At 70.7% G+C, this 11,792-nt stretch carries 8 protein-coding genes; 1 reads left to right on the top strand and 7 read right to left on the bottom strand.

What is annotated here, in order from left to right; translation table 11 throughout:
• From ACH414_RS22750 to ACH414_RS22720, 7 genes are all read right to left on the bottom strand, one after another.
• The gene (locus ACH414_RS22750; RefSeq protein WP_382540588.1) at positions 1 to 1,767 is read right to left on the bottom strand and encodes a branched-chain amino acid ABC transporter permease; all 1,767 of its coding nucleotides are present in this window, start codon (positions 1,765 to 1,767) and stop codon (positions 1 to 3) included.
• A gap of 5 nt (positions 1,768 to 1,772) precedes the next feature.
• Positions 1,773 to 2,705 (bottom strand): branched-chain amino acid ABC transporter permease, encoded by a 933-nt coding sequence (locus tag ACH414_RS22745; protein WP_382540104.1) that lies wholly within the window; start codon positions 2,703 to 2,705, stop codon positions 1,773 to 1,775.
• A 129-nt stretch (positions 2,706 to 2,834) separates the two neighbouring features.
• A complete protein-coding gene (locus tag ACH414_RS22740; RefSeq protein ID WP_382540101.1) occupies positions 2,835 to 4,070 on the bottom strand; it encodes a branched-chain amino acid ABC transporter substrate-binding protein in 1,236 nt (411 codons plus the stop codon).
• A gap of 440 nt (positions 4,071 to 4,510) precedes the next feature.
• Positions 4,511 to 4,939, bottom strand: a complete 429-nt coding sequence (locus ACH414_RS22735) for a hypothetical protein (RefSeq protein WP_382540098.1) — start codon at positions 4,937 to 4,939, stop codon at positions 4,511 to 4,513.
• Positions 4,936 to 5,820, bottom strand: a complete 885-nt coding sequence (locus ACH414_RS22730) for a trypsin-like serine protease (protein WP_398943114.1) — start codon at positions 5,818 to 5,820, stop codon at positions 4,936 to 4,938. The genes ACH414_RS22735 and ACH414_RS22730 overlap by 4 nt, the downstream gene beginning before the upstream one ends.
• 124 nt (positions 5,821 to 5,944) lie before the next feature.
• Positions 5,945 to 6,457, bottom strand: a complete 513-nt coding sequence (locus tag ACH414_RS22725; RefSeq protein WP_382540092.1) for a PaaI family thioesterase — start codon at positions 6,455 to 6,457, stop codon at positions 5,945 to 5,947.
• A gap of 69 nt (positions 6,458 to 6,526) precedes the next feature.
• Complete coding sequence (locus tag ACH414_RS22720; RefSeq protein ID WP_398943111.1) at positions 6,527 to 8,809, bottom strand: FdhF/YdeP family oxidoreductase; 2,283 nt, start codon at positions 8,807 to 8,809, stop codon at positions 6,527 to 6,529.
• Between the two features lie 121 nt (positions 8,810 to 8,930).
• Here ACH414_RS22720 and polA point away from each other — a divergent pair, with 121 nt between their 5' ends.
• Complete coding sequence (gene polA, locus ACH414_RS22715) at positions 8,931 to 11,651, top strand: DNA polymerase I (protein WP_398943110.1); 2,721 nt, start codon at positions 8,931 to 8,933, stop codon at positions 11,649 to 11,651.
• Positions 11,652 to 11,792 lie beyond the last annotated feature (141 nt).

The raw sequence follows: 11,792 nt of genomic DNA, 5'->3' as shown, positions 1-11,792 counted from the left end.
TCACGCCCCCGCCTTCGCCGTACCGACGCCGGACTCCGCATCCGCGGGCTGCCGCTGCTCGGGTACGTCGGGCTGTTCGTCGTTCTCGTGGAATTCCAGCTTGGCGCGCTTGTTGGCGATGAGGCCCTCGGGGCGGAAGCGCATCAGCAGGATCAGGGCGATGCCGAAGCCGAGCAGCTGGTAGTCCTGGAGGAACGACAGCTTGGCCGGGATCAGGAAGAGCAGCGCGGAGCCGACGATCGGGCCGCTGATGGTGCCCATGCCGCCGAGGATGACGGCCGCGAGGAGGAACGCGGAGTTCGGCGGCACGGGGCCGGCGAAGACGTAGTTCTCCGGCACCACGGTGGTGTTGACGTGTGCCTGCACCGTGCCCGCGAGGCCGGCCAGGGCCGCACCGAGGGCGAAGGCGACGAGCTTGACCCTGAAGCCGTTGATGCCCATCGCGGTGGCCGCGGTCTCGTCCTCGCGGATGGCGACCCAGGCCCGGCCGATCCGGCTGTTGCCGGCGCGGGAGAAGACGACCACGACCAGCGCCATGATCAGGATCATGAGCAGGTAGTAGTTGGCGTAGGCGCCGAGCTCGACACCGAGCACCGTGTGCGACTCGCCGAAGTTGTAGCCGAAGAACTCCAGCTGCGGGATGTTCGGGATGCCGTTCGGGCCGTTGGTGATCTGCGGGCCCGAGGTGCCGTCGAGGTTGCCCATGGCGATGCGGAAGATCTCTCCGAAGCCGAGGGTCACGATGGCGAGGTAGTCGCCGCGCAGTCGCAGGGTCGGCGCGCCGATGACGACGCCGAAGACCAGCGAGGCGGCCATGCCGGTGAGGGCGGCGGCCCAGAAGGGGAACTGGACTCCGAAGGCGGAGGAGGTGGCGCCGGAGACCAGGGCCGCGGTGTACGCGCCGACGCCGAGGAACGCCACGTAACCGAGGTCGAGCAGACCCGCGAGGCCGACCACGATGTTCAGGCCGAGGGCGACGGTCGCGAAGATCAGGATGTTGACCGCGATCAGCGTGTACGTGTCGCCGCTCTGCTGGATGAACGGGAAGGCGATCGCCATGACCAGGCTGGCCGTGACCGTCACCTGGCGGTTCCGCGCGGTGATCTGCGTGATCCGGGTGGTGACGCCGGACTTGATCAGGGCCGCGGCGGAGAAGCCGACCAGGATCAGGTACGCGATGAAGAGCTGCGGCTCCGAGTCGTCGGTGTCGATGCCGAAGGTGACCACGAACAGGCCGAGCGCGAAGACGACGACGATGATCAGGATCTCGGCCCAGGAGGGCAGTGCCTTGGCGCGGGCCGGCTTGCGGCTGTCGTCCGGCAGCTTGTACGCGGCGAGGGCCGGCACGGCGGCGGCGACGACGGCGACACCGGCTCCGGGCTCCAGGTCCACCAGGGCGCCCAGCTCGACGACGATCGAGACCGCCGTGAAGAGCGTGGTGGCGAAGGTGCCCAGGGCCAGGATCCACACGGCCTTGCGGGAGCCGGCCGGGGTGAGCCAGCGCAGGCCCTTGATGCCCAGTGCCGAGAGCGCGTAGGCGGCCGTGAGCACGGCGCCGACGAGGGTGAGCAGCTGGAGCGGGGCGGGGTTGCCGTAGATCGTGAGGTTGCCGGGGAAGGCGGTGGTCCACGTCCAGGCGAGGAAGGTGCTGAGGACGGTCGCGAGGCTGCCGCCGACGACGGTCCAGAGCAGGCCGGCGGGCTTGCCCGGGGCCTTGGCGACGGCTTCCGCGGTCGCCGTCTCGGTCGTGGTGAGGTTCTCGGTCATGTCGCTCACGCCCTGTCCGCGACGCGCTCGCCGAGCAGGCCCTGGGGCCGCACGAGGAGGACGACGATGAGGAGGACGAAGGCCCAGACGTTGGACCAGGCACCGCCGCCGAGCTGCTGCATGCCGGGGATGTCCTCGATGTAGGCGATCGACAGGGACTCGGCGATGCCGAGGACCACGCCGCCGACCATGGCGCCGTAGATGTTGCCGATGCCGCCGAGGACGGCCGCGGTGAAGGCCTTGAGGCCGAGGATGAAGCCCATCTCGAAGTTGATCTGGCCCTTGTCGAGGCCGTAGGCGACCGCGGCGACGGCGGCGAACGCGGCACCGATGGCGAAGGCCATGACGATGATGCGGTCGGTGTTGATGCCCATCAGCTTCGCGGTGTCCGGGTCCTGCGCGGTGGCCTGCATGGCGCGGCCGCTGCGGCTCTTCGAGACGAAGACACCGAGGGCGAGCATGCACAGCGGTGCCAGGATGAGGACGAAGGCGTCGGCGCGCTGGATCGACAGGTTGTCCAGGAGCTGGAAGGCCTCGCCCTTGAACTCGGGGAAGCTGACGGCCTTCTTGGCGTCCGGGTAGAACTGCCAGACCAGCTGCTGGAGCGCGATGGACAGACCGATCGCGGTGATGAGCGGGGCCAGCCGGGGCGCGTTGCGCAGCGGGCGGTACGCGAACCGCTCGGCGGCGGTGGCGACGGCCACGGAGGCGATCGCGCCACCGACGATCATGAGCGGTATCGCCACCAGCAGGGAGGTTCCGCTCGGCAGAGCGGTGTAGGTGGTGAGGGCACCGAAGCCCCCGATCATGAAGATCTCGCCGTGGGCGAAGTTGATGAGCTGGACGATGCCGTAGACCATGGTGTACCCGATGGCGATGAGGCCATAGAGAGCACCGAGGGCCAGGCCGTTGGCCAGCTGTTGCGGCAGTTCGTTCACCGCAGGGCCTCCGATGAGCGTGTCGGATAAGACTCCGCGCGAGGGCGCTGTTTGCGCCCTCGCGCGGGCTGGTTCATGTGGTGCGGTACTGCGGGGCGGGCCTGAAGGGCCCGGGGGTGGGGCCGAGGACTACTGGTTGAAGGTGTCGCTCTTGACGTCGACCCACTTGCCGCCCTCGACCTTGTAGACCGTGAGCTGCTTGTTGGTGGTGTCGCCGTACTCGTCGAAGGAGACCTTGCCGGTCACACCGTCGAAGGAGACCTTGCCCAGGGCCTCGGTGACCTTGGCGCGGGCGTCGGACGGGAGCTTGCCGTTGTTGGCGGCGACGGCGGCCTTGACGGCCTGGATGATCGCCCATCCGGCGTCGTAGGAGTAGCCGCCGTAGGCCGCGTACGGGTCCTTGTAGCCGGCCGCGTTGTAGTCCGCGATGAACTTCTTGGCGGTGGGCAGCTTCTCGACCGGGTAGCCGATCGAGGTGGCCAGGTCACCGTCGTTCGCCTCGGCGGAGGCGCTGATGAAGGCCGGGTCGTAGATGCCGTCGCCACCCATGACGGGGATCTTGGCGCCGGTCTTCTTGACCTGGTCGGAGAGCAGGCCGCCCTCGGGGTACTGGCCGCCGAAGTAGACGGAGTCGGCGCCGGAGGCCTTGACCTTGTCGGCGGTGGAGGAGAAGTCGGTCTCCTTCACGGTGACGTGGTCGGTCGCGACGACGGTGCCGCCGAGACGCTTGAACTCGTCGGAGAAGATCGCCGCGAGGCCGGCGCCGTAGGTCTGCTTGTCGTCGACGACGAAGACCTTCTTCTTGCCGGCGTCCTTGAAGAGGTACTGGGCGGCGAACTTGCCCTGGACCACGTCGGTGGCGGCGGTACGGAAGTAGGTCTTGAAGGGACGCTTGAACTCGCCCTTGCCCCAGTTGTCGCCCTGGCTGAGCGAGGGGTTCGTGTTGGCCGGGGAGACCTGCGCCAGGTTGGCGGCGGCGAAGACGCCCTGCATCTGCTGGGAGACGCCGGAGTTCAGCGGGCCGACGACGCCCACGACGTCCTTGTTGCCGACCAGCTTGGTGGCGTTGGCCTGGCCGGAGGCGGGGACGGCCTGGTCGTCCAGGGCCTCCACCTTGAAGGTGATCCCGGGGACTTCCTTGTTCTTGTTGGCGGTCTGGACCGCCAGGTCCACGGAGTTCTTGATGCCCTGGCCGAGGGCGGAGAGCGAACCGGTGAGCGGGGCGTCCACACCGATCACGACGGTCGTCGTACCGCCGGCGTTGTCGCCGCCGCCCTTGCCCTCGTCGCGCGAACCGCAGGCGGTGAGGGTGAGCGCTCCCGTGGTGAGCACGCTGGTCAGGATGAGCAAAGAACGGTGTCGCACGAAAAATCCTTTCCCTGGCGCGGCCCCCTCAAGCTGAGGCGGTGCCGTGAAGCTGTGTAGCTAGAGGTGCCGTTTTCGATGCCGGGCCGTACGGGGTGGAGCGGGTGCCGTGCAGAGAAGGCGCCCGGCGGCGCGGTGACTGGCCGTGACTCTAGGCGCAGGTGGGGAAGGTGGGGGAGCGCCCAGGTCAGGATGTGACTGTCTTGTTATGCCGACGGGGGGAAGCGGTGTGCAGGGGGTGGGCAAAGCCGGGCACAACGGTCGGTAGTGCAGTGTTCACATAGTGAGAACGTGCAGTTCCGCTAAGGGGCTTGAGCGGTTTTGGCTCCTGACGATCGCCTCCGTCGCCTCTCCGGATATCGGACAAGGCCTTCGATGTCATCGGACGGGAGGGCGGACCGGAGTACTCCGCTCCGAGATTGCGCTCGTGTTACGCAGTGTTACGAAGGGGAGGTCGGGGCTCCGCCCGTGGGTACTCTCTGTTCGCTGGGCGGACGCCAGTTCTCCGAACTTCCGGTCGCTCCCTTGGCCTCCTCGCACCGCCGCCGGCTCTCCCGGTCGGCCAGCGCGAAGGCCGCCTCGCGGCCCGCTCGCCGCTCCTCGGCCCGCGCCGCGACCAGTACCTCGTCGTGGATCACGTACTGGTCGTTGGACAGGCCCTTCTGCTCCCAGTCGAGCCCCGCCCACTTGCTGCCCTTCAGGGCCTCCTTCACCCAGTACGACACGAGGTTCGTGCAGACGTCGGCGGGCGAGCTCGCGCGGGGCGCCGGCTCCGCGGGTGTCCGCTCGCACCCGGCGAGCGCCAGGACGCACCCGGCCAGGGCCGCGGCGAGCACGGCCCTGGCCGGGTGAAACGGCTTGCGCCTCACGGCAGTTGGACGAACGGTCGCAGGAAGTCCCGGGCGCCGGGGGTGTCGAGCCGGTAGACCACATTGGTGGCGTAGCAGGGCGTGTCGCCCGTGATCGTGGTCGCCACCAGGGTCCGGCGCCCGCCCAGCACGGCGAAGTTCGGTCCGCCCGAATCCCCGTAGCAGGCACCGCCGTTGCCCTGCGGCGCGGTCATCCCGAGCCGGATCCAGGCGTCGTTCAGGGCGTTGAAGGTCACCGGCGCCTTCATCCGGACGCCACCGCCCGGGTGGGTCTGGCCGCCGGGGCCGCGCCTCGCCTCCTCGGTGCCGTAGCCGGCGACCGTGAAGTCGGTGGTGTTCAGCCCCCGGGGGCCGAGCGCGTCCAGCTGCCCGGCCTTCGGCAGGGCCGCCGGGGTGAAGGACCAGCGCTCCCTGATCTTGGCCGAGGGCAGTTCGATCACCGCGATGTCATGGGTGTCGGACGCGGGACCGGGGTACGCCGGGTGCGTGTGCGCGACCCCTTCGACGGCGACGGCGCGCGCCACGGCGGCCGGGTCCCCGGGATGCTCGGCGGCGGCCCTGTCCAGGCCGGCCTGCACGTCCTGGTCGAGCGACACATGGAAACGCACGTTCTCGGGCCAGTCCGTCGTGCAGTGCGCCGCGGTCAGGAAGGTGTCGGCGTCGACCATGGTCCCGGAGCAGACCCAGTCCACCCGGTCCGGGGTGCCGGGATCGTCGTCGTCGTCCCAGGTGGCGACCAGCGCGCCGACCTCGGTGCGCTCGGGGGCCGGCGTCGCGTTGTACGAGTTGATCGCCGCGGACGGGGCCGCGGTGGCGAGGGCGGCGGCGCAGACCGCGGCGGTGACGGCGGTCGCGAGCGTGGCGGTGCGTGACGCGGTCAAGGAAGTCCCCCCGGTGGAAGAGCGGACCGCCAGTGAACCGGCTGCGGCCCGAGGGGACAAGGGCCCCCGGGGAAAGGGGAGTTCAAGAAGCGGCGGACGCCCGGGGCGCCCGCCGCGCGAGCCGTCAGGCCTCGGGCGCCGCCGGCGTCCGAGCGGCCTCCGGAAGGTTCCCCGCGTCCTTCGGGTCGATCTCCCGGAGCATGCAGGTCAGCCGCGCCGAGCAGACCCGCCGGTCCTGCTCGTCGGTGATCACGATCTCGTACGTGGCGGTGGACCGGCCCCGGTGCACCGGCGTGGCCACCCCGGTCACCAGGCCGCTGCGGGCCCCCCGGTGGTGGGTGCAGTTCAGGTCCACGCCCACCGCGATCTTGGACGAGCCGCCGTGCAGCATCGAGCCGACCGAGCCCAGCGTCTCGGCGAGCACCGCCGAGGCGCCGCCGTGCAGCAGACCGTACGGCTGGGTGTTGCCCTCCACCGGCATGGTCCCGACGACCCGCTCGGCCGAGGCCTCCAGGATCTGCACACCCATCCGGTTCCCCAGGTGTCCGGCCGAGAAGAGCGCGGGCAGGTCCACGCCGAGCGCGGCGTACTCGTCGATGACCTCCTGCGGGAACTTCACGTGCTGCTGCTCACCCATGGGCCCGGCTCCGTTCGTCTTCGTACGGCTGATCTCTGCGGAATCTTCCTGAGCTGCCTGAGCAAACGCTTAGGCGGAGGTGGATTCTTCCAGACGCACGATGACGGACTTGCTCGCGGGGGTGTTGCTGATGTCCGCCGTCGACTCCAGCGGCACCAGCACGTTCGTCTCCGGGTAGTACGCCGCCGCGCAGCCACGGGTCGTCGGGTAGTGCACCACCCGGAAGCCGGGCGCCCGGCGCTCGCTGCCGTCCGTCCACTCGCTCACCAGATCCGCGTACGCCCCGTCCGCGAAGCCCAGCTCCGCCGCGTCCTGCGGATGCACCAGGACCACCCGGCGGCCGTTCCTGATGCCCCGGTAGCGGTCGTCCAGACCGTAGATCGTGGTGTTGTACTGGTCGTGCGAGCGCAGCGTCTGCAGCAGCAGCCGGCCCTCCGGGACCCGCGGATACTCGACCGGCGCGGCCGTGAAGTTCGCCTTGCCCGTCGCCGTCGGGAAACGGCGCTCGTCCCGCGGCGCGTGCGGCAGCGCGAAACCGCCCGGATTCGCGGCGAGGCGCGCGTTGAAGTCCTCGAAGCCGGGGATCACCCGGGCGATGCGGTCGCGGATCACCGCGTAGTCCGCCTCGAACGCCTCCCACGGCGTCGCCGAGCCCTCGCCCAGGACCGCCCGCGCCATCCGCGCCACGATCGCCGGCTCGGACAGCAGCCACGGACCCGCCGGCGGCAGGTTCCCCCGCGAGGCGTGCACCAGGCCCATCGAGTCCTCGACCGTCACGAACTGCTTGCCGCTCTTCTGCACGTCCTTGTCCGTGCGCCCCAGCGTCGGCAGGATCAGCGCCCGGCGGCCGGTCACCGCGTGCGAACGGTTCAGCTTCGTCGACACGTGGACGGTCAGCCGCGCCTTGCGCATGGCCGCCTCCGTCACCTCCGTGTCCGGAGTGGCGCCCACGAAATTGCCGCCCATGGCGAAGAACACCTTCGCCTCGCCGTCCCGCAGCGCCTCGATGGAGCGGACCACGTCGAAGCCGTGGTGGCGCGGCGAGACGATCCCGAACTCCTTGTCCAGGGCGTCGAGGAAGGCCGCCGACGGACGCTCGAAGATCCCCATCGTCCGGTCGCCCTGGACGTTGGAGTGACCGCGCACCGGGCACACCCCGGCGCCCGGCCGGCCGATGTTGCCCCGCAGCAGGAGGAAGTTGACCACCTCGCGGATGGTGGGCACCGCGTGCTTGTGCTGGGTGAGCCCCATCGCCCAGCAGACGATCGTCCGCTCGGACGCGAGCACCATCTCCAGGGCCCGCTCGATCTCCGCCCGGGAGAGCCCCGTCGCCGCCAGCGTCTCGTCCCAGCCGGCGGCCTTCGCGGCCGCGGCGAACTCCTCGTACCCATGGGTGTGCGCGGCGACGAACTCCTCGTCGACCGCCCCCGGGGTCTCGAGGACCAGCTTGTTCAGCAGCCGGAACAGCGCCTGGTCGCCGCCGATGCGGATCTGCAGGAAGAGATCGGTCAGCGCCGCGCCCTTGAGCATGCCCACCGGGGTCTGCGGGTTCTTGAACCGCTCCAGACCCGCCTCCGGCAGCGGGTTCACCGAGATGATCCGCGCGCCCGCCGCCTTCGCCTTCTCCAGGGCCGACAGCATCCGCGGATGGTTCGTCCCCGGGTTCTGCCCGGCGACCACGATCAGGTCCGCCTGGTGCAGGTCCTCCAGCGAGACGCTGCCCTTGCCGATCCCGATCGTCTCGTTGAGCGCCGAGCCCGAGGACTCGTGGCACATGTTGGAGCAGTCCGGCAGATTGTTCGTGCCGAACTCGCGGGCGAAGAGCTGGAGCAGGAACGCGGCCTCGTTGCTCGTGCGCCCCGAGGTGTAGAAAAGCGCCTCGTCGGGGGAGGAGAGCGCGGTCAGCTCCTCCGCGAGGATCGCGAAGGCCCGCTCCCAGGACACCGCCTCGTACCGCTCGGAGCCCTCCGCCAGATACATCGGCTCCGTGATCCGGCCCTGCTGGCCCAGCCAGTACCCACTGCGCGTCGCCAGGTCCGCCACCGGGTGCGCGGCGAAGAACTCCGGGGTCACCCGGCGCAGCGTCGCCTCCTCGGCGACCGCCTTCGCCCCGTTCTCGCAGAACTCCGCGACATGGCGCTTGTCGCCCTCGGGCCACGCGCAGCCGGGACAGTCGAAGCCGTCCTTCTGGTTGACCTTGAGCAGGGTCCGAGCGGTGCGCCGCACACCCATCTGCGCCTGCGCGATCCGCAGCGTGTGCGCGACGGCGGGCAGACCGGCCGCCGCGTGCTGCGGCGCCGCGACCTGCGGTGCGTCCTGGACCGGGTCGCCGGCGGGCGGCTTGCTGACCATCGCGCTCTCCCTTGAGCGGAAAGGGTTTCGTACGTCCCCGATCCTGTCACGCCGCACCGACAGCGGCCCAGGGCAGGTCGGCGTGGACGGGAATGTCAGCGGCGCGTGGCAGGATCGTCCCGTGGCCGAGACAGCAGCGAAGAAGACCGATATGACCGAAGAGAACCGTCCGCGCCTGCTCCTCATGGACGGGCATTCCCTGGCGTACCGGGCGTTCTTCGCGCTGCCCGCGGAGAACTTCACCACCGCGACCGGGCAGCCGACCAACGCGATCTACGGATTCGCGTCGATGCTCGCGAACACGCTCCGCGACGAGGCGCCCACGCACTTCGCCGTCGCCTTCGACGTGTCCCGCAAGACCTGGCGCTCGGACGAGTTCCCCGAGTACAAGGCGAACCGCTCCAAGACCCCCGACGAGTTCAAGGGGCAGGTCGAGCTGATCGGCGAGCTCCTCGACGCCATGCACGCCCCGCGCTTCGCCATCGAGGGCTTCGAGGCCGACGACGTCATCGCGACCCTCGCCACCCAGGCCGAGGCGGCCGGCTTCGAGGTCCTGATCGTCACCGGCGACCGCGACTCCTTCCAGCTGGTCACCGAGCACACCACCGTGCTCTACCCGACCAAGGGCGTCTCCGAGCTGACCCGCTTCACCCCGGAGAAGGTCCAGGAGAAGTACGGCCTCACCCCCAACCAGTACCCGGACTTCGCCGCCCTGCGCGGCGACCCCTCGGACAACCTCCCCGGCATCCCCGGCGTCGGCGAGAAGACCGCCGCGAAGTGGATCAACCAGTTCGGCTCCTTCGCCGAGCTCGTGGAGCGCGCCGAGGAGGTCAAGGGCAAGGCCGGGCAGAACTTCCGCGACCACCTGGAGTCGGTCAAGCTCAACCGGCGCCTGACCGAGATGGTCCGCGACGTCGAGCTGCCCAAGGGCGTCCAGGACCTGGCCCGCATGCCGTACGACCGCACGGCCGTCGCCCTCGTCCTCGACACCCTGGAGATCCGCAACCCCTCGCTGCGCGAGCGGCTCCTCGCCGTCGACCCCGGCTCCGCCGAGGAGGCCGCCCCGGCCCCCGCCGCGGGCGTCGAGCTCGACTTCACCGTCCTCGGCTCCGGCGAGCTCGCCGGCTGGCTCTCCGAGCACGGCGCGCAGCCGCTCGGCGTCGCCACCGTCGACAGCTGGGCGCTCGGCACCGGCAACGTCGCCGAGGTCGCCCTCGCCGCGGCGGACGGCGCCGCCGCCTGGTTCGACCCCTCCCAGCTCGACGAGGCCGACGAGCGGGCCTGGGCCGCCTGGATCTCCGACCCGGCGCAGCCCAAGGTCCTGCACAACGCCAAGGGCGCCATGCGGGTCTTCCCCGAGCACGGCTGGACCGTCGCCGGCGTCACCATGGACACCGCCCTCGCCGCCTACCTGGTCAAGCCGGGCCGCCGCTCCTTCGCCCTGGACGCGCTCTCCGTCGAGTACCTGGGCCGCGAGCTCGCCCCCGCGGCCGCCGCCGACGGGCAGCTCGCCTTCGGCGCGGACGACACCGCCGAGGCCGAGGCCCTGATGACCCAGGCCCGCGCGGTCCTCGACCTCGGCGCCGCCTTCGAGGAGAAGCTGGCCGAGGTCGGCGCGAAGGAGCTGCTCCATGAGGTCGAGCTCCCGACCTCCGCCCTCCTCGCCCGCCTGGAGCGGCACGGCATCGCCGCCGACCGTGACCACCTGGAGGCCCTGGAGCAGCAGTTCGCGGGCGCCGTGCAGCAGGCCGTGAAGGAGGCGCACGCCTCCGTCGGCCACGAGTTCAACCTCGGCTCGCCCAAGCAGCTCCAGGAGGTCTTCTTCGGCGAGCTCAACCTCCCCAAGACGAAGAAGACCAAGACCGGCTACACCACCGACGCCGACGCCCTCGCCTGGCTGGCCGGCCAGACCGAGCACGAGCTCCCGGTGATCATGCTCCGGCACCGCGAGCAGGCCCGCCTGCGGTCCACGGTCGAGGGCCTGATCAAGACGGTCGCGGCCGACAACCGCATCCACACCACCTTCAGCCAGACGGTGGCCGCGACGGGCCGGCTCTCCTCCACCGACCCGAACCTGCAGAACGTGCCGGTGCGGACGGACGAGGGCCGCGCCATCCGGCACGGCTTCGTCGTCGGCGAGGGCTTCGAGGCCCTGATGACCGCCGACTACAGCCAGATCGAGCTGCGCGTGATGGCCCACCTCTCCGAGGACGAGGGCCTGATCGAGGCCTTCACCTCCGGCGAGGACCTGCACACCACGGTCGCCTCGCAGGTCTTCGGCGTCGAGCGGTCCGCCGTCGACGCGGAGATGCGCCGCAAGATCAAGGCCATGTCGTACGGTCTGGCCTACGGCCTGTCCGCCTTCGGCCTCTCCCAGCAGCTGGGCATCGACCCGGCCGAGGCGCGCGGTCTGATGGACACCTACTTCGAGCGCTTCGGCGGCGTCCGCGACTATCTGCGCCGCGTCGTCGACGAGGCCCGCGCCACGGGCTACACGGAGACGATGCTGGGCCGCCGCCGCTACCTCCCGGACCTCAACAGCGACAACCGCCAGCGCCGCGAGGCCGCCGAGCGGATGGCGCTCAACGCCCCGATCCAGGGCACCGCGGCGGACATCGTGAAGGTCGCCATGCTCAACGTGGACCGCGCCCTCACGGAGGCGGGCCTCGCCTCCCGGATGCTCCTCCAGGTCCACGACGAAATCGTCCTGGAACTCGCCCCGGGCGAGCGCGAGCAGGTCGAATCCCTCGTCCGCACCCAGATGTCCCAGGCAGTCACCCTGCGCGCCCCCCTGGACGTCTCGGTGGGCGTGGGACCGGACTGGGACTCGGCGGCGCACTGAGGGGAGCGGCGGGGCCGAGGGCGCGAGGGCCCGGGCTGCGCCGGGGGTTGAGGCCGCCCGGCTGGCCCGGCGGCCGCTGCCGGTCCGCCCGTCGGCCCCACCCCCCGTCGTGGGCGTCCGTCCCGGGGTGACGGGGGCCCC

Source organism: Streptomyces sp. NPDC020422 (genome assembly GCF_044386705.1).
Classification (GTDB): Bacteria; Actinomycetota; Actinomycetes; order Streptomycetales; family Streptomycetaceae; genus Streptomyces.
The sequence above is the reverse complement of the archived record's forward strand: the minus strand, read 5'-3'. Positions and strand labels throughout refer to the sequence as shown.